The following is a 25503-nucleotide window of genomic DNA, read 5'->3' on the forward strand; positions in this document are numbered from 1 at the left end:
CTCCTGTGAAAGGGTTACTATTTTGATTGAGTTGAACTACCCTCTGCGGACGAACCGTCCGCGTGGGAAATAAAGTGAACCACGTCCCCGACCTGAAATCCGCTGCCGCTATCCGCCGCCAAGATCGCGATATGGTCGCGCACCTCCACAATGTGCGCTTGCCCAGCCTCCACATCCTTCGTGCGCCCGATCACCGTCTGCGTATCGGGGTCTACGACGGCATGTCCGGGGTGCAAAATGTCGAGCTTGTCGCCTACCTGTAGGCCCGCGTCGCTTCCCGCATTTAGATAGAGGTCTTGGGAGTTGTTGTCGCCCATCTCGATATCGGCGATGCGCCCTTCCCACGGCACTGCCTGCATGCGATTGCAGATAAACAGCACGGCTTGGGCGATGGCACGCCGCACGGCCTCTCCAAGAGGGGTGTTGCTGACGGCTTCCATGGTGAGGCCTACATCTCCTTTGTTATAAGAGATGGCGGTGCCGCTGGCAGTAGCACGTCCTACGGCATGAACCGAATCGATCACCTCCCCGGTAGCCACATCGTACAGACGCACGTCAATGCCCACCATGGCGGTGGAATGCCCTGTGGAGAGCCCAAGTGCTCTCCCTAAAACCCCTCCCGCCCCCACGCTCGACTCCTCGAAGGAGTACTCGGTGACGGCTCCACGTATCAGAGCCTGTGCTCCTAAAAGCTGACCGGTTTTGGGCGCTGAGTTGGGGTTTACCCCTCCGCTCGCCCCCAGCTGCTGCTCAGACTGGATGTCTTGTAAGGCGCTGCGCTCTAACACCACAAAGCGCTTGCTGTCGATAAGCGCCGTGGTCAGCATCTCCGTTAGCCCCGTGCCAAAATCGGTGGGAGGCGGTATCTGCACGCTTGTGGTGGTAACGCTGCCTCCATTCGAGGTGGGAGCGGTGTACGAGGTGGCTGTTACCTTGACATCCATATTCATCACGCCAATGCGCTTCCGAGGCCCATAATAGGGAGGAAGCTTCCGTAACGCTTCCATGAGCGCACGATTCTCTTTTTGCAGCTTTTTTGCCGAAGAGGCCTCCTGCTTGTTGTCCGTATTTTGCCCCTGCGTGCTCTCTTGCCCCGCAGGCTTGCCCGAATCATCGGTTCCCTGGGCCGCACAACTCGGCCAACAGCAGCTTACGAACACGCAGAGCAATAGCCCCAATAGAGCGCTTTTTCTGTTCATCTTCGCTACCTGACCTCCAAGGGTTCTGAATAGCTTGTTGGGTTGGTTCAGGCCCGTTTCCGCGGCCTTACACGTCCATTTTAACAACCGATCGTCAAAAAAACGTCAAAAAAGTGGGGTTTTGGGGTGTTTAGCAAAAAATTTTTTTTGGCAGCAACTCTTGATACAACGCTAAGTGGCGAGCAACCATTCGATCCGCCGTGTAAAGAGCCGTCGCCCTTCGAAATGCGGCTTCAATCGCGTGCTCCCGCCCTGCGGGATCGGCCAACAACTCCCCGATGGCCTCCGCTAAAGCAACCGCATCTCCCGGTGGAACTAATCGGCCACAGCGACCTCCATCCAACGTCTCCATCAACCCTCCAACAGCGGTCGCCACAATCGCTTTTCTGGCAAACATGGCCTCTATGGCTACAATTCCTTGCCCCTCCTCGCGCGAAGGGATCACCACGAGATCGGCCGCCGCATAAAGGGGTTCCACCGACGGCAGCGGCCCCAGTAACCTCACATGCTTCAAAGAGGAGGCCTGTTGAGCCAACGATGCTCGCTCCGGGCCATCGCCGGCAATGACCACCAGGGGTGGCACGGGTTGATTGGCAAGCCGCTGGGCCGCGACCAGGAGAACGTCAAACCCTTTCTCCTGCGAAAGCCGCCCGACGGATGCAACAACAGGACGATCCAACGGCAGGCTCAGCTGCGCTCTCGCCTCCTTACGGGAGGGCAGCTGTAAAAACGGCGTAGGGTCAATTCCGTTTGGGATCACCTCAATCCATTGGGAGGGAATGCCGACTGCCTCCGCGGTGCGTGCCACAGCCTCCGACACGGCGATGATGCGGCTTGCACGCTTGGCAGCCCACTGGAAAAAGAGCCGCTGGGGCGCGCTCAATCGAGGTATTAGGTTATGCAAGGTAAACACGAAGGGGAGTTGGGCGCGCCACGTGGCTGGTGCCGTTAACAGAGCCGCCCATAGCCCATGCGCATGAACGATGTGTGGCGCCTGCATCTGCAACCATCGGGTAAGCTGGAACACGGTTCGGATGTGCGCTGGCGGGCTTTGACGTACACTGAACGCCATGGGGTACTGTGGCACAGAGAGACCTTCCACCATAAAATCGGGAGGCGCTAACAGCAACGGCTCCCAGCCCGCTTGCTGCAAACCGGAAATCAGTGTGTGTAGATGACGGCGAATGCCTCCCACCGCCGGACGCGTAACCAGCGCGATGCGTGTGGGCATGGCACGCGCCCTCAGCGTGGAACCTCTACCGCCTGTAGGGCGGCCTCCAAAACCCGATCGGCCGTAAAACCTTCCAACTCCGATTCGGGGCGCACGATAAGACGATGCCGTAAAACGGGGAAAGCCGCATCCTTCACATCGTCCGGCGTCGCGAAATCCCGCCCGCGTATGGCGGCCAGCGCCCTAGCCACCGTCAAAAGAGTGATAACGGCACGCGGGCTGGCCCCTAACAGCGTATGCCGATTGTCACGGGTTGCACGCGCCACCTGCACCACATACCGCCTCACCGCCGGTTCCACGCGAACTCGCTCCACTTCTGCCCTCAACTGCCGTAACTCCTCAGCAGTCAAAATAGGGGTGATGTTGGCCGTCTTAAGGTCCTGCGCGCGAAAGCCCTCCAAGACCCTCGCTAGTATCTCCTCCTCCTCTTCCAGGCTCGGATACCCTATCTTCACCATCAACATAAACCGGTCGAGCTGGGCCTCCGGCAGCGGATAGGTGCCCTCGAACTCAATAGGGTTTTGGGTGGCGCACACCAGAAATGGAAAAGGCAGCTCGTAGGAAACCCCGTCTATCGTCACACGCCGCTCCTCCATCGCCTCTAGCAACGCTGACTGCGTTTTAGGAGGGGTGCGGTTGATCTCATCCGCTAACACGAGGCCGGCAAAAATAGGGCCTTTTTTTAGATTGAACTGCCCGCTGCGAGGATCGAAAACGTTGGTGCCTAAAATGTCGGAGGGCATGAGATCGGGTGTAAACTGAATGCGAGCGAACGAAACGTTGAGAATACAGGCAAGCGTGCGTATGGCAAGCGTCTTAGCCGTTCCCGGAACCCCTTCCAACAAAACGTGCCCACCTGTTAGAAGGGCCACGATCAGCATCTCTATCAGCTCATGCTGCCCCACAATCGCCTTCTGCATCTCCCGTGATATGCGCTCCGCCGTCTGCTGTACATGGCCTGCCGCTCCCACCGAATCGCTAGGCAAAACCGGCGGAGCCGACATGGCCGGCGGTACGCCTACAGGAGAAACGTTTTCAAAATCCGACAAGATGAAGCCTCCTCCTCCAATCATCTAGTGCGCGCACTAGCTCCTTAAGCTCTTCCAGGGAAGGGCGCCCCCTTTCCAGCACCTGCTCACAGCGCTCCAACAAAGAGCCCAACCCTCCTACGTCGCTAACCCCATCCTGCGCCACCCTCTCAAGCAGCACCGAACGTGGTGTCTTTTCGTCAACGCTCACTGTAACCGCCAAAGCCTGAAGGAAGGCCTTATAAAGTTGTTGCAGAGCGAGGTCGGTGGCGCCAGCACGTTGCAATAGCCGCCCTAGAGCGACCACATAGTCGCCTCCTGCCGTAGGCCGCGCGACGAACAGCGAGCGAAGAGGTCCGCGCCGACGGTTTTCATTATAAATGATCACAAGCCCAAAAGCAACAAGATAGAGCAAGACCGTCTTTACCGACACGGGCAGTGCTTGCCAAACGTCTTCATTTTGAACAGCCTCAGGGGTGCTGGCAAACCCATAACCGTGATGATATTCATCGAACAGTATCCATCGATCGCTCCCACCAACCGCTAGCGCCGCCAAATTGGCCATAAAAACGGCATTGTCTTGGAGAGCAATCCCCTGGTTGTTCAACAGCAGATCGTCCGCAACAACGATCAACCGTCCTTTCCCCACCCATTTCTCTACGGCCACTACCCCCTGAGCATCCTGGAAAAGCACACGATACGGCGCCCCTCGCCGAAACTGCAGACGAATGGGGGAGCGCACCGCGATCGCATGTACATGGCGCAACAGCGGATCGGCCACCAAAGTGGGCACCACCCGTGCGACAGAAGGCACATTCTTGGCAGCCACATCGGCGATGTCGCCACTGAGAGGGTCTCTTGTGTCATAGCCGCGCGCCGGCAAACCCGATGCATAAAAGAGCGTGCCGCCGTTCTCTACCCAACGCTTCAGCGCCTCTATCTCCGCCACAGAGGGCAGCCGCGAAACCGCATAAGGCTCCTGCACAATCAGCAACGCTGCCCGCCGGTCAAGGCGATTCCACGGCCCAGCCAGCCGCTCCACAGAGAAACCCAGCCTGTCGTACAGCAGATAAAGCGCCTTGAGCCCGATCGGCCGAGCACTGAGAGAGGTGGGAATATCAGAGGGCAGGACGTGACTGCCTTCCCAGTTAAAGTAGATGAGCGCTAAACACATTCCTATGAACAACAGCCCCAGCAACAGCTCATAGGAGACCCGAGAGCTACGCACTGCCCGTACCCCCCTGCCCCCCACGCATGGAGGCACCACCTAACAAGCCCACGATCTTCTCATATGCGCTCAAACCGCGCCGATAGTCCCCCTCTTCGGCGGCAAATCGGCCATACCAAAACTTGTCGAAATCTCGTGCCAGCGGAGCCATAATCTCGTAAAACCCGTCTAAGCGTCTAGCCTTTAACGCCCTTAAATACTCGACGTTCGTGCGGTCTCGCGCGTATTCGATGATCTGGGCCTGATCGAGCCGACACAGTATCGCTAAAAAGAGCGCCCGAAAAGCCTGCCGATAGTCACCGGCAGCCGCAAACCGATATGCCTGCTGCAACAGAGCCTCCGCCTCAGGCCGCACCTCCGCCCGATCGGGCTCGGTCGTTACACTAAAAGAGGGCTTCTCCTTCTGCTTAGCAAGGCGCGACCACACCGTGCTTTTCACCAATCGCCATAATAGCCACCCGCCTAACAACACCAACCCAACAATCAACCCGTAAACCATAGGCCTTGGAACAGACGACACCCCTATGTTTCCTAAGTTAAAGTGCCGCACGAGCCAATGCCAAAACCGCCCTAAAGCGCTAAAAAGGTGGTGAAGGTAGTTTTTAATGTCCTTCAGAATGGGGTTCTCAGAGGAAGATGGGGCGGGCCGAAACTCGGGCCGCGAAAGAATCTCCTTTAAAGCCATGTGAACCTGGTTGGGATCGGGGGTCTGTGCAAAACAGGTGACACCGCACAGAGCGCCGAAAACCAGCAGCGCCCCTGAGAAAAAGGGGTTTGAAGCCGCTCCCTTGTCATGAGGTTGCCGCTGAGAGCCGAGCCGTTTCATGAAGGCTCCTCCTTAGGGTACAGGCGCTGTGCCAAAAGACGTATATCTAGGGCTTCACGCCGAACCCGACAGTCCACATAGATCCTTACAACAACAATGAGAATGTAGAGAAATAGGATAAGCGTTACGCAAAAGGAGATAAGCGACTGCAATGGATCCGACAGCAATGGGGGAAATGAGAAGTACTCAAACACATAGTTCAGCGGTGAAAGCGCCGCCACCTGCAAACAGAGCAACACAGGCAGCAGCAACGTTATGCTGATCCAGAGCTTAAGCGCTTGGGAGCGCGAAAGAAGCGTTGCATTACGCTCCCATACAGCCCCCACCGGCAGCTTTTCATAGACGATCAGAGGGCACGCAAATAGAAAATAGCGCGTTACAATGCCTACGGCCATCAACAAGCTCACAAATAGATCCACGAAGGAAAGCACTATTGTAACGACCGTCGTCACATCGCTTGCAAACAAGTAATGCGCTGCCCAAATAACCACCGATACTATCACCAAGAACAGAAGCTGCATGAAAAAAAGCCCACCCAGAAAGACCGCTATCACGATAAGCGCCAATGGGATAAGCCGAAAAGCAGGACCAATCCCCTGCCGTACGGCTTGCCAAAAAGAGGGCGGGCTCTCACCCAGCAACAACGAGAGAATGTAGAGGCACAAAGGCCCTGATGCCACCAATAACACACACAAGGAGAGCGCCCCTGGCACCGCCCTGCTGGGCAACCCGATGAGAAGAAACTTGCCCACGAGTCTCAACAGAACATCACTCGTAAGATCCTGTACCTGCAAATCGGGATGCATCCAAATCGCCTCAAGCGCATAACAAAGCACATGCGCCGGAAGATAGAAGAGCGCCGAGAGCAATAATAGGGGACGGTACTCGTTACGCAGAAGGTCGAAGGAGCTATCGAGAATAGCCATGAGAGGCATCGGGGTTACCTCCATAGCCGGCTCCTTTACAGATGCTGACCTCCGACCCTTCGATGATTCCAACGGGTTCTGCACCGATCGCTGAATGGCCATAGCGTTTAATTCTCTACAAAGCAGCTTTATCCTTCTTTAAACCCCAAAACGCTACCCGCCATCGGTCTTCGGAGGCGGTGAAGTCTCACCCGAACTCGGCGCGCTCGATGAGGGGCGTGAGGGCGTTGGAACGGCCTCCTTAACAATGGAAACGTAGATCTTTACGCGCGAAAGCGGCTGTCCCTGAAGGTTGTAGGCCTTCACGCCATCTGGAAGCTCCAAATTTGCCTCCAACGTGGCATCGGCGGTGAGCGACTGTAGCTCGATCGGCTCAGTGCTCACAACAGACAGCCGACCTAAAATGGTAGGTAAGCCTTTAAGCTCCACCTGGCTTGGCAGCGCCTCAATGCGCGTGACCCGATAAGGCGGCATCGGCAGCGAGGCAACTTGTGGACTGACTACGGCGATCTGAAAAGAGGGCTCGGAAACCAGATAGGCCGTTACGTGCGCGGTTGGAGGGGAGACCGTCACATTCGGAATCGTAACCCCCTGCTTATTCACCGCTTGAACCGCAAAATCGCCGCGAACAACCCCCTCCGCTAGAAGCGTAGGGTAGACGTTTAGGCGGGCTACAGCATCTACGTAGTCTTCGCGGCCGCTTACCTCGGCATGTGCCGGCACCACCTGTAAGTTCTGGTAAGCGTAGCCCAAAGGAGGTGGCGGAAGCACCACACGTATCGGAAGCACGCGCGTGATGCGGGCATAAAGCTGAATGTGCAGCGTTACCGGCCCCTCAATGTGAATCTGATCCATCACATCTGGCTTCAGCGTCGGAATGGTGTAACGCGCCGGCACGATGGCCACATGCGTGTTGCTGCCCTGACCGGCCAAATCCACATCGGCAACCACGTCCCCATCGCGCATGTTTTCCACCAGAATGCGAGGCCCTGTAACATGCACAAGCGGGTGTAACGTGGTCGCATCGCAGATCACGTCGCTTGGAACGTTGTGAACCTGCACAGTCGCCCTAAGCGGCACCGTGATCTGAGGGTTCATATTGTGCTCGGCCTGCACGTAGAAGTAGAGCAGAAGCGAGAGAAACAACGAGATAAGTTTCAGCCCAATATTACTCTGCAGCCGCCCCAATAGAGCCGGAACCCCGCTCGGCGCATTAGGTTGACGAGTAAAAAGTCTCATTTTACGGCCCGTCTATTTCCAAAAAGACGCTCTGGCGGTTGCAACTGACGCGTAAGACGCTCGCGCAACGTCTCTCGATTCAGCCCTCGAATGAACTTATCGCCCACAGCTAGCGAAATGGTTCCCGTCTCTTCAGAGACAACCACAATCAGCGCATCGCTGTTCTCCGCCATCCCCATCGCGGCCTTATGGCGTGTGTGAACCGCCGCCTCCACGCGCGGTCGATCGGTGAGGGGTAACACACATCCGGCAGCGGCGATCCGACCTCGACGAATCACCACCGCCCCATCGTGCAGAGGGGTCCCTTTATAAAAGAGGGTTTCCAAAAGCTGATCGGTCACCACCGCATCTATCGGCACACCGGTCGTAATGATCTCATCCAGACCGGTCTGGCGCTCGAATACGATGAGAGCCCCCGTACGGTTTGCAGAGAGATGATAGGTGGCCATAGCAACGGCATCAATCACCGCGCTGAGGTCTTCACGAGGTAGAAGCGTTAAACCTTGGCTCCAAAAGCGAGGGCCAAACTCCTCGAGCGCATGGCGTAGCTCCGGATAAAAGAGGATGACCAAGGCCACCGGGCCGAGAGGCAGCACCTGACGCAGCAGCCAATTGAGCGTATCGAAATGAAGCAGGGAGCTGAGATAGAGAGCGGCCGCCAACGTAAACAACCCTCCCAAAATCTGCCAAGCCCGCGTGCCGCGTACCAACAGAAGGAGCCGATAGATGAGGTAGGCCACAAGCAAAATATCAAGCGCACCATACCAGGTGATATGCGTGCTAACCGCATGGAGCGCTTGTGCCGGTGTCATTCAGTTCTTACTCCCCAACATGTTGGGCGTTGCCCTATCAGCAAATAGAGATAATAACCCCTCTCAAAAGAAGTTGTGTTCCTCGTCACTCAAACAGCTGCGACCCAGGATGGCATGAGGTTTGCTGACAAGTTAGCCCTATTATACCCTAGCGAGAGGACGAATCGCCGTTGCGGCTTCTCGAAAGAAAAAGGTAGAATACCGTGCGCCAACGCTCATACCACGCATCTACCGAGGAGAACCGTTATGACCGCCGTTGCCGAAGGCCTACGCGATGTTGTTATTGGAACCTCTACCATTTGCGAAGTGCTCCCATCCGGCCAGCTCTTTTACCGAGGATATAATATCCACGATTTGGCAGACCACTCCAGCTTCGAGGAAGTGGTCTATCTGTTGTGGCATGGTAGGCTCCCAACGCTCGCCCAACTAGAGCGATTTAAAGCCCAACTGCAACAGGAGATGGCCTTTGCGGAAAACGTCTTTCCCCTTCTGAAACTCTTTCCGAAATCGGCTCCGCCAATGGATGCGCTGCGCACGGCCGTTTCCGCCCTCGGCATGTTCGACGCGGATAACGGAATCCATACCCCTGAAGCTAACTTAAGAAAATCTATTCGATTACAAGCCGCTATGCCCGTGCTCGTGGCGGCCTTTGAAAGACTACGTCAAGGCTTGGAACCCATAAAACCGCGCCCCGAACTGGGCATCGCCGGTAATTTCCTCTACATGCTGCGTGGAGAAGAGGCCGACCCGCTCTACACCCGTACCCTCGACATAGATTTTATCCTCCATGCCGACCATGAGATCAACGCCTCCACGTTCGCCACGCGGGTCACCGTTGCCACCGGAGCCGATATCTACGCGGGCATCGTGTCGGGCATTGGCACGCTCTCCGGCCCCAAACATGGTGCCGCAGCGGAAGAGACCATGCGCATGCTCCTAGAGATCGGCGACATCTCGCAGGTGGACGCCTATATCCGGCCCCGACTCACCGGTGAGAAACGCATCCCTATTCCCGGTTTCGGGCATGCCGTCTATCGTGCGCCCGACCCGCGCGCTCAACATCTTCGCGAAATGAGCCGTAAACTCGGCGAGCTGCACAACAACCTAAAATGGTTCGAAATGACCACCGCTATTGAAAAACTCGTTGAAGAGCTCAGCAACACTCCAGAACGCCTCGCCGCCGGCAAACAGCCTATCTATGCCAATGTGGACTGCTTCTCCGCCTCCTGCTACTATGTGATGGGTTTCCCCGTCCATCTCTACACCCCTCTCTTCGCCATTAGCCGTACCGCAGGATGGTGCGCCCATATGATGGAACAGATCCAACATCAAAAGCTCATTCGACCGCGAGCCGAGTACGTCGGCCCCCATAACCTACCCTACATACCCATCGCACAACGCGAAAACGGAATTCACTAATCCCTCCCCAATCGAAACCGACACAGCCACCGTGCGTAGAGTCTCTTAGACAAATGCGATGTCAAATCTTGCCATTTGAAGACCTACTAGGAGAGACAGGTGCCCACGCCCGCCGTTGAGGAAAAACTGAAAACGCTGCCCGCTCGCCCCGGTTGCTACCTCTACAAAGGGGAACAAGGGGAGATTCTTTATGTGGGGAAAGCCATCAACCTGCGCAACCGGGTGCGCTCCTACTTTCAAAAGGGGGCTAACTTAACCCCTAAAGTACGTCGGCTTGTCAGCAAAATTGCCGATTTGGAGGTCATTGTCTGCGATAGTGAGCTGGAGGCCCTAGTGCTCGAATGCTCCCTCATCAAAAAACATCGCCCACCCTTCAATGTACGCCTTCGCGACGATAAGCAGTATCCTTACCTCTGCTTAACCACATCCGAGCCGTTTCCGCGCCTCATCCTCACACGCCGCGTTCGTCAAGATAAAAACCGTTACTTCGGCCCCTATCCCAACTCGCGCGCCGTTCGCACCACCATGGAGCTCATCAACCGCATCTTCCCGCTTATCTCCTGCGGCAAACCCTTCGACGGTAGCCCTGTGCGGAAGCCCTGCCTCTACTATCATTTAGGGCAATGTATGGCGCCCTGCGCCGGCCTCGCAGATAAAAATGCCTACCTAACCGCCGTGAAAGAGGTGATAGACTTCCTCGAAGGGCGCCAAGAGCACATCGTTCAACGGCTGAAACAACAGATGGAGGAGGCCGCCGAAAATCTAGAATTTGAACGCGCCGCACGCCTGCGCGACCAGTGGCAGGCCGTGGAGGAAACGCTCCAACGTCAAAAAGTCCTCACCACCGAAAGAATAGACCAAGATGTCATCGCGGTGGTGGAGGATAATACCGGCCTGAAAGAGGCCTGCGTGCAGATGTTCTTTATTCGGGGGGGCAAGCTCATCGGACAAAACCATTTTCTGGTGGAAGGCACCGAGGAGGAGAGCCTCAGCGATGTGGTTCGCGAGTTCCTAAAGCAGTACTATCAAGACGCCGCCTCTATCCCTCAAGAGATCCTTCTGCCCTGCGACATTGATGAGATGGAGATCGTACGGCAATGGCTGCGCCAGAAGCGAGGCAAGAAGGTGGAGATCCATGTGCCGGTGCGGGGCGAGCGTAAACGCCTAGTAGAAATGGCCACCGAAAATGCCCTGCACGCCCTCGAACAGATCAAAGCCGAGATGCGTGCACGCCTCGATAACACCGAGCAAGCTCTCAAAGAGCTGGCTGAAGCGCTAGGCCTGGCAGAGCCCCCTCAACGCATTGAGTGCTATGATATCTCCAACACGCAGGGGCAACATCAGGTCGCCTCTATGGTCGTGTGCGAAAAGGGCGAGATGATGCCGCAAGAGTATCGCCGATTCAAGATCAAACGCAGCGATGGCAAGCCAAACGACTATGCCTCGATACATGAGGTGATCGCGCGCCGCCTGAAAGAGGCCAAGCAGGGCAACCCTAAGTTCACTCGACTACCCTCCCTCATCATCGTGGATGGTGGGCGTGGACAGGTCTCCGCAGCCGAGGCCGCCATGGAAGAGGTGAATCTCCATCTTCCCCTCGCTGGCCTGGCCAAACAGTTCGAACACCTCTATCTACCAGGCGAGCCAGACCCCGTTATCCTGCCACGCAATAGTCAGGCGCTCTACCTAGTGCAGCGCATCCGCGATGAAGCGCATCGCTTTGCAAATACCTTCGGTGCTAAGGTGCGCCAACGCGCCCAAACCCACTCGATTTTAGAAGAGATACCCGGCATCGGCCCTAAGCGCCGACGCGCCCTCCAACTCCATTTTGGCGGCCTTGCCAAAATACGCGCCGCCACCATCGAGGAGCTGGCCGCTGTGCCCGGTATGACCCTCAAGCTGGCCACACAACTCTATGAAACCCTTCATCCAAACGGCTTCGTTGACGAAGTAAACGGCATCCCTGCAGAAACAACCGATTAAATTAAATTTGACAATGTAGCGCCTTAGAGCACATAATGCGTGTAAGTAGCTCGATTTAAGAAGCGTGAACCCTTATAAACCGATCGTCTAAAAGTCGTCCCCTATAAGAAGGGATGGATACCATTCGCAACGCGCAGATAACCGATCAAAGTAAAGCTTTTGATGAAAAGCCCTCTTTAGCCTATGCGCGGGTTTTAAAGGATCGGCGCACAAAGAACCTTATTCCTCGGCTACGCCCTGGTGATATCGCTTTTATCGCTCATCAAGACTTGGATGCCGTAGCGGCGCGTGCTCTCGTGGAAAAGCGCGTCTCCGCCGTTGTCAACGCCGCTGCCTCTATCTCTGGACGCTACCCAAACCGAGGCCCCCTCATCCTTATGCAAGCCGGCATCCCTCTCCTCGACTCGGTGGGTGAAGAGGCTTTTCTGCTCGCACCAGACGGAAGCCAAGCCACGCTAATGGGCGATAGCCTGCGATTTCAGAGCGGCCTCTGCCTGCAAGGGAAACGTCTCACGCTTGAACTCGTAGAACAACAGATGGAGGCCGCTCGCGCTAATCTCGATCGGGAGCTAACACTTTTTGCCAAAAACACATTGGCCTACATCGAGCGCGAGAAGGGACTGCTGGCCGCTCCCATCGAAGTGCCTCCCCTAAAAACCCGCTTTGCCGATCGTCACGTGCTCATCGTGGTGCGGGGTGAGGGCTACAAACAGGATTTGGCGCTTTTGTTGGAACGCGGTTACCTCCATGATGCCCGACCGGTGCTGCTGGCCGTAGACGGCGGCGCCGATGCGCTTTTGGAGGTTCACCTTCGCCCCGATGTCATTCTGGGCGATATGGATAGCGTAAGCGATGAGGCACTTAAATGCGGGGCAGAACTGGTGGTGCATGGCTATGCAAGGGAAGATGGCCGCGGCGCGCCAGGGCTGGAGAGAATCAAAAAACTGGGTCTACAGGCCCATGTCTTTCATATGGCGGGCACGAGTGAGGATGCCGCCATGCTGCTGGCCGATGAGCTTGGTGCCCGTCTCATTGTAGCCGTCGGAACCCACTTCTCCTTAGAAGAGTTTCTCGATAAAGGGCGGCGCGGCATGTCCAGCACCTTCCTCACCCGCCTTCGCATCGGTTCCAAACTTGTGGATGCCAAAGGAATAGGGCGCCTTCTGGAAACGCAACCGCATCAACTGTTCCGAGCCTTCGCCCTCATCCTCCTTGCAGCATCTACCCCCATCCTCGCCATGCTCTTCATCTCTGGCGCCGGCAAGGCCCTGCTGCGTTTCCTCGCCCTACTTTGGCACTATCACTTTCGCTAAACAAGGAACATAAGGTGGGACCCGGATTTAAATATCACGTTATTACCATCTCGGCAATCTTCCTCGCGCTCACCGTGGGGCTTGTCGTGGGCAGCCTCACGGTCTCCCCACGTCTTGTTCGCACTTTCAGCGGTGCTCTGCATAACCTCAATATCACCGTGCAACAAGACCTTGCCGCTAAGCGCCAACAGGTGGCCAACTACCAAAAATTTTTGGACAAGGTGATGCCCTCCCTCGTTCAGAAAGACCTTCAAGGCCAAGACGTGACCCTGATACAGGTGGGTGACTACTCCGACCCCATCCCCGCCATCCAAACCGTGGTGAGTCAGGCTGGCGGTGAGGTGGTGAACGTCATCACCCTTCAGCATATCCTGTCGGATGATGGAAGTCTCTTAGATCAAAAGCTCTCCGAACTGCACTCCGATCATCCGAACCTCCCTACCTCCCGCGTCAAACTGTTGAACCTCCTGGCCACCACGCTGGTTAAGGGAGAAAATCCTAGCGATCCGCTTCTCGGCCCTTTGCAAGACGCGGGCCTCATCAGCTTCCACTCTAGCTATCCTCTACAGCCTGTCTGTCGTCGTTTTGTGCTGCTTGCCGGCAGCCATGCCGACGCCACCTCCCGTGTCACCAATGTGGACGCTCCGCTCATTGCCGCTCTTCAGCATCTGGGCGCTACGGTGGTGATGTGCGAACCGCAAAACGCCTCCGTCTCCGACGTGCCCGTCTACCACACGCTCGGACTGCAGGTTCCAACCATTGATGATGTGGACGATAGCATCGGCCTCTATAGCCTCGTTCTGGCCCTGCAGGGAGGAGTGAGCGGCGACTTCGGTGTGAAACCTACCGCCAAAGACCTTATCCCTACGCCAAGCTCCTCGTAAAATGCTCTCCGTTCTCATTCCAGCCTACAATGAAGCGACACGTATAGGGCAAACCGTCCTCGCTGTAAAGCGCACCTTGCCCGAAGCGCAATGCCTGGTGATAGATGACGGCTCCCAAGATGCCACGGCCCAACGCGCCGAAGAGGCCGGTGCTGATCTCGTCTTACGATGCCCTCATCGGGGCAAGGGGGCCGCCCTGCAAGCCGGTTTGCGGCTGGCCACCGGAGATATCTTGCTGTTGTTAGATGCCGATCTGGAGGAGACGGCCGCTGCAGCAACCGCGCTGGTAGAGCCGGTGTGCAGAGGGGAAGCCGATATGTCTATTGCCATCTTCCCTAAAACCCTTAACGGAGGGGGGTTCGGCCTCGTCGTCCGCCTGGCGCGATGGGGTATTCGCAAACTTACCGGGCACACGTTTCAGGCGCCTCTCTCGGGGCAGAGGGCGCTGAAGAGAGAACTTTTAGAGCAGATCGGCGGTTTTGAAACCGGCTGGGGAGCCGAAGTTGGGCTTACCGTGCGCGCCCTGCGGCTCGGAGCGCGCCTCGTGGAGATGGAGCTGCCCCTGCACCACCGCGTTACCGGCCGACGACCCGCCGATGTGCTGCATCGAGCGATGCAGTTCTACGCTGTCGCCCGTATCCTTCTGCGGCTTTGGCTTACCCCTCACCATCGCCCAGAAGCCGCAACGCGCAAACAAGGGGCTCCCTAAGATGAACACCACCCTTCTAGGTGCCTGTCTGATCAGCTACCTGATTCTGCCGTGGCTGGGCGAAAAGTGCTTACGACGCTGGGGGCACCTGCAGACCAACTTTCGAGGCGTGGCCATTCCGCAAAGCTTCGGCGTCATCGTTCTCCTTCAAACGACTCTGCTCTTTAGCCTGCTCGCCAAGTTTTGGCCGCAGCAGCAGCCATCGTTGTTTCGGTGGGAACTGCTCTGTGCCGTCTTTGGACTGCTCGGCCTTGTAGATGATCTGTGGGGGACTCCCCACTTTAGAGGGCTCAGAGGGCATTTACGAGCGCTTTTTCAAGACGGAAAACTCACCACTGGCCTCCTGAAAGCTGTGGGAGGCGGCCTGTTCGCCTTGGGGTTCAGCTACCAGAACTTCGCACCACATTGGCTAAGAGTTGTTTTCGGAGGACTTGTCATCGCGCTTTTTGCCAATGCCATCAATCTGCTCGATCTGCGCCCTGGCCGCGCCATTGCCGTCTTTCTGGTCATTGCCCTTCCTCTTCTCCTGCTAACCCCCCGTCCCCTCCATCATCCCCTGCTCTTCCTTATGCTCGGCGCGGCTTCTCTATGGCCTTACGATGCCCGAGGCCGAGCGATGCTCGGCGATGTGGGTAGCAACCTCCTCGGAGCGGCCGCAGGGTTCGCCTGTGCAGCAACCCTCCCATTAAGTGGGCTCGTTGGAACACTGCTTCTGCTTTGCACCTTTCATGCGCTCACCGAGCGCGTCTCCCTCTCGAAACTGATCGAAGAAAATCGCGTTCTGCGTTTCCTCGACCGCCTCACTGGCCTACGCTGAGCACGTACCCATCGTAGGCCGCTACGATCTGCGCCTTCCCTAAAGCCGCCTCAAGCTGGGCATGGGTGAAGCCTCCATTATGGGAGAAATGAGTGGCCACAATGGGGGTATCTGGACGAATTATTCCGTTCTCTAGAAGCCATTGCTTCATTTTCACCACATCGGAAATGGACATATGTCCCCCATAATCTCCCTCAATAGGGCCTTTGGTGCACTCCGCAATAACGGCATCCAGTTTGTAGTTTAACAAGAAGCTCCACGTCTCTTCATCGTACCACCCGGTATCGCTGGCATAAAGGAGGGTAGTGCCCCGCGCATCTCGCAACACATAGTTGAAACAGGTGATGGTCGGATCGTGATGAGCTCTAATCGGGGTAACCTCATAGCCTGCGATCGTCTCCGTTTTCCAAACACAGAGCGTGTGCAGCTCAAGGGGAAGCGCCGACTTCTGCTGCATAGGCCGTAAGGTCTCGATAACTTCTGGCGGTCCATAGACCGGTAAAGGGCGTTCAAGCAGCTTGGAAACGAAATGCACGCCACTATATTGCAACTCTGTCGGGCAGAAATGGTCATCGTGAGCGTGCGTAAACAGCAGCGCTTGCAATGTACGTAGCTCGATGTTATAGGCTATCGTATGGTAGAAGGTATCGGGTGGAAAATCTATTTTAAGGCACCTATCTATGAGCAAGGAAGAGCGCGTGCGCACGTCTTTCCCTTTGTGCACGCGGGCATGGGCGCACACACCGCAATCGCAAAAGAGGCCAGGCCACCCTTCCGCAGCCGCCGTCCCCAACAGCTCTACACGCATCGTAAACAACTCCTAAAGCAGATTTCGTATCGCCACCTAAAGGCGGCAATATACAGACAATTATATTTACTTTGTAACCATAGGAATTTCCTCTAGAAGCTTACCTCCTCCAACAAAAATTTCGATGCCACAGCGGAATACAGCCGATAGTTGATCTCCTCTCTCTTTTGAAGAGAGGAGACGGGTGAATAGCCCTCATTGAAGTCGCAGGACCCTAGAGCATCCCAAAAAAGACCCCAGACATCCGTGTCTGGGGAAAGAATGTGCGGCCTCCGTGCCGCATCAAGCTAGGTCGTGTGTTCTGGAGGGGTTTCTCGCAAACAGCGTCACGCCGCTTTGCGTAACGTCTTTAACGGCTTCGCCTCACTAGAAGCTTTTCTCGTTTTCGAGGCCTCTGCCGAATCCTCTTCCAACTTAAACCGGCTGGTAAGATCCTCCAATTCGTGAGCCATATTTCCTAGCTCCGTGGCCGTTGCGTTCACCTCTTGCATACCGGCCGCTTGCTCCTCCACCGAGGCAGAAACGTTTTGCGTCGAAGCCGCCACCTCCTCAGCAGCAGCGCTCATCTCCTCCGCCCCTGCCGCCGTCTCCTCGCAGATCGCAGCAACGCTGGCTACCGCTTCAGAAACCTTGTCGGCCGACTGACCCATGTTCTCTACCAACCGCATATCCTCGGCTGCGTTTGCCGCAACCTGCTCCACCGTCTTTTGAACTTCTAGGACGCTCTCTGACATCTGTTCGGCAAGTGCGGCGATGCTCTCGATGTTGGTGGTAACCTGCTCTACCGAAGAGAGGATCTGTATGAGCGCGGTGCCGGCCTGTTCGCTTTGTGTTGTGCCTAAAGCCACCTCACGACTGCTAGCGTCCATGGCCGTCACGGTCTGCTGCACGCCTTGCTGTACCTCGCTGATGAGCGTGCTAATTTGACCTGTCGCTTGAGAGGAGCGCTCCGCCAGCTTACGGACTTCATCGGCCACCACCGCAAAGCCACGTCCATGCTCTCCAGCACGTGCCGCCTCGATGGCAGCGTTGAGGGCAAGCAGATTGGTCTGTTCGGCGATCTCATTGATGGTCTGAATGATCGTGCCTATCTCCTGTCCCATTCTACCAAGATGTTTAACCTTCTCGACAGCCTCCTCCACCTGCTGCCGAATGCGCCCCATGCCGTCTATCGTCTCCTTCACCGCTTTGGAGCCGCCATGAGCATCTTGCGCCGACTTCTGGGCACGCTCCGCGATCTCCTCGATCGAACGGCTCACCTGAGAGACGATCTGGCTGGCCTCCTGCATCCCCTTATTGGCGATAGCTGCGGCTTGCTGTTGCTCGGCAAGCGTCTGACGAATATGGGCGATGGCCGTTTGCAATGTCTCCACAGCGGCCGCCGCTTCGGTGGCCGCACGAGCCTGTTGGTCGCTGGCGCGAGCGATCTCTTGACTTGTTGTGGCCGATTGGCTTGCCGCCTGCGCTACCTCCTGAACGGAACCCGCGATCTCGTTGGCCGCCTGCGCCGTCTGCTCCGCAGAGACGTTCAGCTGACGGCTCATCGCCGCAACAGCCGCAGCGCTCTCGGTAACCTTTCCGATCAGCTCAACCAGTCCTTGCCGAGCCACTTCGTACGCTTGTATCATACTCTTCGTCTTCGACAGCATCTCGTTGAAAGTAGCGGCCATGAGTCCAATTTCATCTTTTCGATGAATGTCCAAAGCATCCATATCTACTTCCATCCTGGCCGTCAAATTGCCTTCCGCCATACAATGAATAGCATCCTCTAACTCTGAGATACCATGTTCCTGAAGCCATCGCATCTTATCGGAAACCTGTGCTAACGGCTTCGTGATCGAGGAGGTCGTGAGCCATGCTAGGACCAAACTCAAGAGGGCTGCAGCGATCATAAACCCGATAAACTGCCAGCGAGAGGCAGCCGAGAGCGCTAAAGCGGTCTCATGCATCTGTTTGCCGCGCTGCTGGGCATTATGAATGTAGTCATCCAGCGTGTTTTCGATATCTTGGAGGAAGTATCTCCCACTTCCTTCCGAGAGTTTCTGGGCTTGTTGGTCCCGATTCTGACGCGCAAGCGCACGAACCTGCTGATCAATGGGAAGGAAAGCTCCCCAATCGCTCTCTATTTTTTGGATCGCGGTGCGATCGGCGTCGCGAGTTGCCTCCTTTTTCCATTGAGCGAGCGCCTCTTGAAACGCCGTTGCGTGTCCCTGCATCTCCTGTGAATAGCGCGAGATATCGGAGGAGTTGTGTGCCAATATCAGATTCTTCTCATCACGCTGAAAACGTAGCATGTTTCCGCGCACTTTCACGCCATCATTTAGTAGCATTTCATCCTGGTAGAAACGATGGTTCATCTGTACCAGCGCGTTAAGGCGTGATAGGCCCAGAGCGCCCAGGCCTATCATCGAGAGGATACACACCCCAAAGCCAATGGCCATTTTATAGGATGTTCGTAAATCAAAAAACCAGCGCATTCTCATCTCCCTAGGTAGTGAGTTTTATCTTGACCAGGGAAAGCCCTCGTCGGTTGGATGTAGAGATTTTCGCAAAAACGCGCATTTTCTTTAGGGGGAATAACGATCCCCCCTTCTCTCAAACTTCAAGGCTCTAGACCCCTGCAGGGATAAGGAGGCCTTGCGTCAAAAAAGAGTAGAAAAAAAGCTCTCGGAGACTAGTGGATGTCCACAAAAACAACTCTTTTCTATCTTGCCTTGCTGGGGGCGATGGCCCACTCCACCAAGGCTTCCCTTTCGTCAGACCCTGTATCGCAACAGCGTATTGCGGTGCTGGGCGGAATGCCGCCGTTGGTAGCCCCAACACGCGCTAACGAGCTTCTCGCGGCGCTGCAAAAAGCGCACTTGCCAGCCACGATTCTGCCCCCTCAGAATCTTGCAGACCCAACGCAGTTTAACGCTGAGAAGTTCGATCTACTGATCCTGCCCAACGCCGCCTATCTTCCAGGAAATGCCGAGACGAACCTACTTCAATTTCTCCAACATCATGGACGCCTTCTCTGCATCGGGGGCCCCGCCTTTATCCACGAGGTCTTTCTGAAAAATGGGCGCTGGTCTCTCCGCCATGAACTCCTGCAGAACACACAGGGGCATCCTATCTTCGATTTCCAAAATGCCGACCCATCCTCTTGGAACCGCGCCGCCGATTCACCAAATACACAAGTCACCGTCGTAAAGGAGCCTTCGCCGCATGGCACGGCGCTCCTTTTCCAATTTGAAAACTATTGCAATTGGGCTAACCTTACGGCACCCGCATTTGCCACATCTCCCTTCAAACCCGGAGAGAACCTCACCCTTTTCTGGGCGAAGGGAGCGCCCAACACCAACGCTCTCGTCATGGAGTGGGTAGAGCGTGACGGCTCGCGCTGGATCACAGCGGTTCCCCTTACCACCCACTGGCAACGTTACGTGCTGCTTCCATCCGCATTTCGGTTTTGGGAAGGAGGCCAAGGGCGTGGAGGGCATGGCGATCTGTTTCACCCACAGAACGCGATGCTCTGGCGCATCGGGCTGGCCAACTCCCACGCGCCTATGCCGGCCGGCAACCACCAGTTTTGGATCGCCGATCTGGAAGTCGGAGCTTCGCCCTATGCCGTAGAAACGGCACCGCCCGATCTCCCCACCCTTTGCCCAGACTATCGGGGCTATGAGACCTCTCAAGGAGAATGGCGCCCTGTCATTCGTGAGCGCGGCCTCGGGTTGGCCGATCAAGGACGCCCAGGACGCCTCGTTTTGCCGGCAGGAATCACCAACCCAAACGAGGAGCTAGATAATAGCCGCTGGCTCTTCGTTCCTCTACAGGGTCCCTACATGGGCACCTGCTGGGGCGGTATCGCCCTCGCTCCACACCAAAGCTTGCCTTCCCAAGAAGCGCTGCGCGATATGGTACTGCGACTCCTTCAACCGGCCTATATTGCCTATGGAGGGGTAGATGAGGCCTCGTATCCCTTCCAAACCCCTGTGGTCATCGGGGCGAAGCTTATCAGTAACTCCGCCCAACCCCAAACGCTCCGCTTGAGGTGGCATGTCGAGAGCCTATCCCATTCGATATCTCCGCCCATCGTGAGAGATTTTATGACAACGGTTTCATTAGAACCCTATCAACAAACGTTGTCGCCAACCTACACCCTCACCGATCTTCCGGCCGGCGAATACCGAGTCACCATCACGCTGCAAACCGACCGGCCGGCCTCCGGGATCTTGGATCGCCTACAGGAGCCGTTCCGCGTGTTGCCCATGAAAACCCGCACCGCCTCTCTCTCCCATTTCGTGCGCGTGGAGGGGGGTGAGTTCGTCCTGGATGGAAAGCCGTGGCGCCCGGTAGGCGTAAACTTCTGGCCGAGCTGGATCGCCGGTCAACGCGTTGACCGCTATCAACATGGCTGGCTCTCCCCCGATGAGTACGACCCCGTTCTTGTTCAACAGGACCTCGACATCTGCCACCGTCTAGGGTTTAATGTCGTCAGTGTGCAGTATACTCGTCCCGATGAAGCGCCCGCCCTCAACGACTTCCTGATAAGATGCCGAAACCTGGGCATCAAAGCCAACGTATTTCTCGCGTATGCACATCCGCTCTATTTTGACCCGGAAGCGCTTAAGAAACTACTCGATGCGGCCAACCTGCGGGGCAACGACACGGTTTTTGCCTTCGATGTGGCTTGGGAACCCCATATGGGCGACTACAACCAACGCAAGGCCTGGGACCCGCAGTGGCAGCAATGGATTAAGGAGCAGTATGGCAGCCTTACGCATGCAGAAGAGATGTGGGGCATGAAGGCGCCACGCGATGCAGAGGGCAACGTCACCGGCCCATCCGACCAGCAGCTCAGTCAAGATGGCCCGTGGCGCATTTTCGTTGCCGCCTATCGGCGTTTTCTAGACGATCTTATCAGTCGAGGCTACGCAAAAGTGGTGCAGTTTTTAAGGCCTTACGGCCCGCTTATCGGTGCACGGAGCGGGTATGGCGGCAACGGCAGCCCCTACGTGGCCGGGGTCGCGCCGTTTGACCTCGTCTCTGGGGCTGCGCATCTCGATTTCATTTCACCGGAGGGATATGCCCTTGATGGGGATTGGCCCACCTTCCGTGGAGGCGGCTTTACCGCTGCCTACGCGCGTTGGGCGGGAAACGGGAAGCCGGTGTTCTGGGCGGAATTCGGTCGCTCCGTGCTCCCAGCCAATCCACAACACCTTGAAGAGCAGAGGAGCTATTACGATAAGATGTGTCGCCTCATCCTCGATACCGGCTCCAACGGGACCGCCGCCTGGTGGTTCCCCGGCGGGCTGCGTATTGACGAAAATAGCGACTTCGGGATCATCTCGCCCGATGGAACCCCGCGCCCCGCTGCCTTAAGGCTCTCCCAACTCGCCATAGCGGAGCTACCGAAAGCCGTAATAGACCCCAAGCCCACAACGTGGTTGGAGATTGACCGCGATAAGGATGCTCAGGGCTACGCCGGGCTTTATGCCCATTTCCTTCCTCTCTATGCCCAACTGCGTGAGCAGGGAGAGATGCCGGGCGTGCGCACGCGCGGCACCAACACCACCACCGCAACCGTGCCGTTAACCGCTGTCGGCGATCTGCCTCTCAAAGGGATGGAGCCGCTGCAGTTTGTCAATGGGGAGATACTGCCTATCGGCACCGATGCCAAAGGATTCCCGCAACGGTTTCTTCTCACCAACACCGGTGAGGCAAAGTGGTTGGCCGCCGGAGCGGGCCGCGTTGGACTGATGGTCATGAGCCAAGGTCGCTTGCTCGGCATTCTCCCCCTTACAGAAGACGTGCCACGCTACGGCCAACTGCAGATAGATGCCAAGCAGATAGAGCCTCTCCTCTCTCCTCACCCGCCGGCATCCATCACGCTTCGTCTCGTGTTACAAGACCGCTCCGATGCGCCCAATCGCATTCCCTTTGGCCAGGCCATTACGCTGACCATCGGTAACGCATCATCATAAGTTGGAAAGCCTATGAAAAAACTCGCTATCGGTTGCTCGTTCCTTCTGCTCTGCGCCGCGGTTATGGGCATGTGGGTCGCCCATATCCTCGCCAAACCCGCTCAAAAATCCGACGAAACGGAAAAGGTGACGCGCGGCGATGTGGTTGTCAAAGTGATAGAAGATGGCACCATCGAGCCGCTGAGCAAAGTAGACGTCAAGTCGAAAGTGGCCGGTCGTATTCTTCGACTCTACGTCCATGAAGGGCAGACCGTACATCAGGGTCAGATTCTTGCCACCATAGACCCCATAGACGTGATCAACCAGGTAAAAGCGTTGGAGGCGCAGCTCGACGCGGCGGAGGCCCGCCTGGCGTCGGCACGTAAAGCCGCGTTGCTTCAAGACCAACAGACGAGCGCCACCATCGCACAGTACCAACAGAACCTTGCCCAAGCCAAAGCGCGCCTCGATGAGGCCGAGCTGCAGGCCACCGCCCAGCCCCAGCTGAACATACAGGCTATTCAAAACGCGAAAGCCGCATTGGAAGCCGCAAAAGCCAACCTAAAAGCGCAGCAGCAAGCCCTAGAGCTGATGGTCAAAACAACCCACCCCAACGCGGTTGCCTCCGCACGCTCGGCCTATCAGCAAGCGCTCGCGCAGGAGCAGAACGCGGCTTTAAACCTGCAACGGCAAAAACAGCTGCTCCAAAAAGGCTTTGTATCGCAGTCCGCTGTGGATGCGGCGGACGAGACCTACCTCGTCGCCAAAGCGCAAGAGCAGGAGGCGAAGGAGAAACTCGACCGCATTGAGGAGGCCAATGCCATCGAGGAACAGAGCGCACGAAGCCAAGTGGCCGCCGCCCAAGCTCAAGTCGCCCAAGCAGAAGCTGCTTTGCGCCAGGCCCAACTGAACCCGCAGCCCATCGCCTCGCAAGACGAACTGGCGAGCGCCAAAGCGGCCTATCAGCAGGCTCTTGCCCAACTAGCACAAGCGCGTAGCAACCTCATCCAAAATAAAATGCGCCGTGACGACGTGCTCGCAGCCGCCGCCGATGCCCAACAGATTCGCAACCAGCTGAACGCGGCCCTCGTGCAGCTCCACGACACCACGATCTACTCTCCCATGACCGGCGTGATCACCAAGCGCTATGTCGAGCCCGGCGACCTCATCACCTCCGCTATCAGCTCCTTCACCTCTGGCTCTCCCATCTATCAGGTGGCCGACCTCGGCACCATGTTGGTAAAGATCGAGGTGAATGAGGTAGATATCAACAAGATTCGCGTGGGCATGCCAACTCAAGTCACCACAAGCGCCTCTCCCGGCGTGGTGTTTTGGGGGCGCGTCAGCAAAGTCGCCCCCGCCGCCTCCTCCTACACCGCGGCGGCCGCCTCCAACGGAACCGCAACACCTCAAAATACCGTGATCCGGTTCCCCGTGGAGATACGCATTGACCATGCCGACCCGCGCCTTCGCCCCGGCATGAGTGCCCACTGCACCATCATCGTGGCCGCACGGCATAACGTGCTGAGGGTACCGGTAGACTGCCTCTACGGAACCGGCTCGCATCCCCAGGTAAAGGTGGTGCTCGTACCCGCCTCGGCCGATCATCCAAAACCGGTAACCCAGATGCGCACCATCCAGATCGGCATTCAAGACGATAACTACGCCGAGGTGCTCTCCGGCCTAAAGGAGGGTGAGGTGCTTATGCCTGCTCCCTATACCGGCCCGCCACGTCAGAAATTCGACATACATGAGGAGTAAAGCACGTTGGAGAGTTCATCGCGCCTATGACCTTTTGGCACTGCCTTATCACCGCCCTTAACAACCTGCGCATGAATAAACTGCGCTCAGGGCTTACCATGCTAGGCATCATCATCGGCGTCAGCGCCGTGATCATGATGGTGGCCATCCTCCAAGGCATGTCGCGCCGCGTTGCCGCCGAGTTTGAGAAGATGGGCTCCAACTTAATCATGGTGATCTACGAGCCCGATAACAAAACGCATAATCGAGCCGTCCGCCATATTGATGGCTTCAAAATGCGCGATGTGGAGGACATCCTTCAACGCTGTAACCTCATCACACGCGTATCGCCCCAACTGCCTCTGCCCAACAGCACCGCGGTGCACAACGGAAAGCATCTCGACGTGCAGATCTATGGGGTTATGCCAGACTATTCCGCCCTTCTCGACGTTCCCCTCGCCTCGGGTCGCTTCATTACCGAGCTTGATCTGCAACAGTGGGCCAAAGTCTGTGTCATCGGTTCGAAGGTGGCCACAGAGCTTTTCGGCAAACAAAACCCTATCGGAGCCGAAATAGACCTCAACAACATCCCATTTACCGTGGTGGGAGTGGCGAAACCCAAGGGTCGCTCCTTTATGGGCGATCAGGACACCCTCGTCTATGCGCCCCTTTCAACCGTACAGCAGCGCATGGTAGGCACCGATCTCGTTGGGATTATCTACGCCCAACCGGTAAGCCTCCAGAAGATGGAGCCGGCGAAAGACCAGATTTGGCGCTGCCTTATGCGCCGCTATGCCGACGTCCCTGGCATTAAGGTGGATAGCTTAGACTCGGTTCTGCAGAGCATTACCACCGTCTTTGCCGCCTTCACCCTCGTGCTCGGCTCTATCGCAGCCCTTGCACTGCTTGTAGGGGGCATCGGCATCATGAACATCATGCTCGTTTCGGTGACAGAAAGAACACGTGAGATCGGCCTCCGCAAGGCGGTCGGAGCGAAACAAAAGGATATCCTCATTCAATTTCTCATCGAATCGGCCACCCTATCGGGCATCGGAGGGCTTACCGGCGTCGGCATCGGCTCGGCGCTCTCCTATGCGATCGGCTACATCTCCACCTTCATCAAGGCGCTGAACAACAACGGCCACAAGGGCTTGGCGATCTACGTACCGCTCTGGGCGGTAGTCGGCGCCTTTGTCTTCTCCGCGGGAGTGGGGGTGTTTTTCGGTCTCTATCCCGCCATACGCGCCTCAAAGCTCGATCCCATCCAAGCGCTGCGCTACGAGTAGCCTCAACAGTCGCCCAAAACCTTTCCCTCCGCGGCCATGCCCGCGACAAACATAGGGCCACCATATCGGCACAGAGCAACCCCTCCAATCCCTCACTATATATGCAC

At 56.7% G+C, this 25503-nt stretch carries 19 protein-coding genes; 9 read left to right on the forward strand and 10 right to left on the reverse strand.

Features of this window, described 5'->3' with window-relative positions; translation table 11 throughout:
• Positions 1 to 17: 17 nt before the first annotated feature.
• From CCALI_RS07340 to cdaA, 8 genes are all read right to left on the reverse strand, one after another.
• Entirely contained in the window at positions 18 to 1199 is a 1182-nt protein-coding gene (locus CCALI_RS07340) for a CsgG/HfaB family protein (RefSeq protein ID WP_016482842.1), read from the reverse strand.
• 130 nt (positions 1200 to 1329) lie between these two features.
• Positions 1330 to 2430, reverse strand: coding sequence for a glycosyltransferase family 4 protein (locus CCALI_RS07345; protein ID WP_016482843.1), 1101 nt, complete (start codon positions 2428 to 2430; stop codon positions 1330 to 1332).
• 11 nt (positions 2431 to 2441) lie between these two features.
• On the reverse strand, positions 2442 to 3434 hold the full coding sequence (locus tag CCALI_RS07350; RefSeq protein WP_044950036.1) for an AAA family ATPase: 993 nt from the start codon (positions 3432 to 3434) through the stop codon (positions 2442 to 2444).
• 31 nt (positions 3435 to 3465) lie between these two features.
• The gene (locus CCALI_RS07355; protein ID WP_044948995.1) at positions 3466 to 4686 is read right to left on the reverse strand and encodes a DUF4350 domain-containing protein; all 1221 of its coding nucleotides are present in this window, start codon (positions 4684 to 4686) and stop codon (positions 3466 to 3468) included.
• Positions 4679 to 5512 carry a DUF4129 domain-containing protein gene (locus CCALI_RS07360; protein WP_016482846.1) on the reverse strand — a complete coding sequence of 278 codons (834 nt, stop codon included), beginning with the start codon at positions 5510 to 5512 and terminating at the stop codon, positions 4679 to 4681. The genes CCALI_RS07355 and CCALI_RS07360 overlap by 8 nt, the downstream gene beginning before the upstream one ends.
• Positions 5509 to 6462, reverse strand: a complete 954-nt coding sequence (locus CCALI_RS07365; RefSeq protein WP_016482847.1) for a hypothetical protein — start codon at positions 6460 to 6462, stop codon at positions 5509 to 5511. The genes CCALI_RS07360 and CCALI_RS07365 overlap by 4 nt, the downstream gene beginning before the upstream one ends.
• A gap of 129 nt (positions 6463 to 6591) precedes the next feature.
• Positions 6592 to 7677: a CdaR family protein gene (locus CCALI_RS07370; RefSeq protein ID WP_016482848.1), complete on the reverse strand. Its 1086-nt coding sequence runs from the start codon at positions 7675 to 7677 to the stop codon at positions 6592 to 6594.
• Positions 7674 to 8489 carry a diadenylate cyclase CdaA gene (cdaA, locus tag CCALI_RS07375; RefSeq protein WP_016482849.1) on the reverse strand — a complete coding sequence of 272 codons (816 nt, stop codon included), beginning with the start codon at positions 8487 to 8489 and terminating at the stop codon, positions 7674 to 7676. Before cdaA ends, CCALI_RS07370 begins: the two co-directional genes overlap by 4 nt.
• Positions 8490 to 8735: 246 nt before the next feature.
• Here cdaA and CCALI_RS07380 point away from each other — a divergent pair, with 246 nt between their 5' ends.
• From CCALI_RS07380 to CCALI_RS07405, 6 genes are all read left to right on the forward strand, one after another.
• Positions 8736 to 9908, forward strand: coding sequence for a citrate/2-methylcitrate synthase (locus CCALI_RS07380; RefSeq protein WP_016482850.1), 1173 nt, complete (start codon positions 8736 to 8738; stop codon positions 9906 to 9908).
• Between the two features lie 99 nt (positions 9909 to 10007).
• Positions 10008 to 11891: an excinuclease ABC subunit UvrC gene (gene uvrC / locus CCALI_RS07385; RefSeq protein ID WP_016482851.1), complete on the forward strand. Its 1884-nt coding sequence runs from the start codon at positions 10008 to 10010 to the stop codon at positions 11889 to 11891.
• Positions 11892 to 12004: 113 nt separating this feature from the next.
• Positions 12005 to 13204 carry a putative cytokinetic ring protein SteA gene (steA, locus tag CCALI_RS07390; RefSeq protein WP_016482852.1) on the forward strand — a complete coding sequence of 400 codons (1200 nt, stop codon included), beginning with the start codon at positions 12005 to 12007 and terminating at the stop codon, positions 13202 to 13204.
• Between the two features lie 14 nt (positions 13205 to 13218).
• Complete coding sequence (locus tag CCALI_RS07395) at positions 13219 to 14088, forward strand: copper transporter (RefSeq protein WP_016482853.1); 870 nt, start codon at positions 13219 to 13221, stop codon at positions 14086 to 14088.
• 1 nt (position 14089) lies between these two features.
• Complete coding sequence (locus CCALI_RS07400; RefSeq protein WP_016482854.1) at positions 14090 to 14797, forward strand: glycosyltransferase family 2 protein; 708 nt, start codon at positions 14090 to 14092, stop codon at positions 14795 to 14797.
• Position 14798: 1 nt separating this feature from the next.
• Positions 14799 to 15614 (forward strand): MraY family glycosyltransferase, encoded by an 816-nt coding sequence (locus CCALI_RS07405; protein WP_016482855.1) that lies wholly within the window; start codon positions 14799 to 14801, stop codon positions 15612 to 15614.
• On the opposite strand, the gene CCALI_RS07410 is transcribed toward CCALI_RS07405, so the two are convergent.
• Positions 15598 to 16422, reverse strand: coding sequence for an MBL fold metallo-hydrolase (locus CCALI_RS07410; protein ID WP_016482856.1), 825 nt, complete (start codon positions 16420 to 16422; stop codon positions 15598 to 15600). The genes CCALI_RS07405 and CCALI_RS07410 overlap by 17 nt on opposite strands.
• Before the next feature lie 326 nt (positions 16423 to 16748).
• Complete coding sequence (locus CCALI_RS07415; protein WP_081648320.1) at positions 16749 to 18905, reverse strand: methyl-accepting chemotaxis protein; 2157 nt, start codon at positions 18903 to 18905, stop codon at positions 16749 to 16751.
• Positions 18906 to 19103: 198 nt separating this feature from the next.
• On the opposite strand from CCALI_RS07415, the gene CCALI_RS07420 reads away from it, so the two are divergent.
• From CCALI_RS07420 to CCALI_RS07430, 3 genes are read left to right on the forward strand one after another with little or no spacing between them, the layout of a single operon-like run.
• A complete protein-coding gene (locus CCALI_RS07420; protein ID WP_016482858.1) occupies positions 19104 to 22391 on the forward strand; it encodes a glycoside hydrolase 5 family protein in 3288 nt (1095 codons plus the stop codon).
• A gap of 12 nt (positions 22392 to 22403) precedes the next feature.
• A complete protein-coding gene (locus CCALI_RS07425) occupies positions 22404 to 24131 on the forward strand; it encodes an efflux RND transporter periplasmic adaptor subunit (protein ID WP_016482859.1) in 1728 nt (575 codons plus the stop codon).
• Between the two features lie 26 nt (positions 24132 to 24157).
• Positions 24158 to 25396, forward strand: a complete 1239-nt coding sequence (locus CCALI_RS07430) for an ABC transporter permease (RefSeq protein ID WP_016482860.1) — start codon at positions 24158 to 24160, stop codon at positions 25394 to 25396.
• Positions 25397 to 25503 lie beyond the last annotated feature (107 nt).

Source organism: Chthonomonas calidirosea T49, assembly GCF_000427095.1.
GTDB classification, from domain to species: domain Bacteria; phylum Armatimonadota; class Chthonomonadetes; order Chthonomonadales; family Chthonomonadaceae; genus Chthonomonas; species Chthonomonas calidirosea.

Bases quoted from the DNA above. Each gene is read 5' to 3' on its own strand.
- CCALI_RS07360 (WP_016482846.1), bottom strand. From the start codon at position 5,512: ATGAAACGGCTCGGCTCTCAGCGGCAACCTCATGACAAGGGAGCGGCT.
- CCALI_RS07425 (WP_016482859.1), top strand. From the start codon at position 22,404: ATGAAAAAACTCGCTATCGGTTGCTCGTTCCTTCTGCTCTGCGCCGCG.
- steA (WP_016482852.1), top strand. From the start codon at position 12,005: ATGGATACCATTCGCAACGCGCAGATAACCGATCAAAGTAAAGCTTTT.
- CCALI_RS07400 (WP_016482854.1), top strand. From the start codon at position 14,090: ATGCTCTCCGTTCTCATTCCAGCCTACAATGAAGCGACACGTATAGGG.
- CCALI_RS07340 (WP_016482842.1), bottom strand. From the start codon at position 1,199: ATGAACAGAAAAAGCGCTCTATTGGGGCTATTGCTCTGCGTGTTCGTA.
- CCALI_RS07350 (WP_044950036.1), bottom strand. From the start codon at position 3,434: ATGTCGGCTCCGCCGGTTTTGCCTAGCGATTCGGTGGGAGCGGCAGGC.
- CCALI_RS07380 (WP_016482850.1), top strand. From the start codon at position 8,736: ATGACCGCCGTTGCCGAAGGCCTACGCGATGTTGTTATTGGAACCTCT.
- CCALI_RS07410 (WP_016482856.1), bottom strand. From the start codon at position 16,422: ATGCGTGTAGAGCTGTTGGGGACGGCGGCTGCGGAAGGGTGGCCTGGC.
- CCALI_RS07370 (WP_016482848.1), bottom strand. From the start codon at position 7,677: ATGAGACTTTTTACTCGTCAACCTAATGCGCCGAGCGGGGTTCCGGCT.
- CCALI_RS07415 (WP_081648320.1), bottom strand. From the start codon at position 18,905: ATGAGAATGCGCTGGTTTTTTGATTTACGAACATCCTATAAAATGGCC.
- CCALI_RS07420 (WP_016482858.1), top strand. From the start codon at position 19,104: ATGTCCACAAAAACAACTCTTTTCTATCTTGCCTTGCTGGGGGCGATG.
- CCALI_RS07365 (WP_016482847.1), bottom strand. From the start codon at position 6,462: ATGGAGGTAACCCCGATGCCTCTCATGGCTATTCTCGATAGCTCCTTC.
- CCALI_RS07405 (WP_016482855.1), top strand. From the start codon at position 14,799: ATGAACACCACCCTTCTAGGTGCCTGTCTGATCAGCTACCTGATTCTG.
- cdaA (WP_016482849.1), bottom strand. From the start codon at position 8,489: ATGACACCGGCACAAGCGCTCCATGCGGTTAGCACGCATATCACCTGG.
- CCALI_RS07345 (WP_016482843.1), bottom strand. From the start codon at position 2,430: ATGCCCACACGCATCGCGCTGGTTACGCGTCCGGCGGTGGGAGGCATT.
- CCALI_RS07430 (WP_016482860.1), top strand. From the start codon at position 24,158: ATGACCTTTTGGCACTGCCTTATCACCGCCCTTAACAACCTGCGCATG.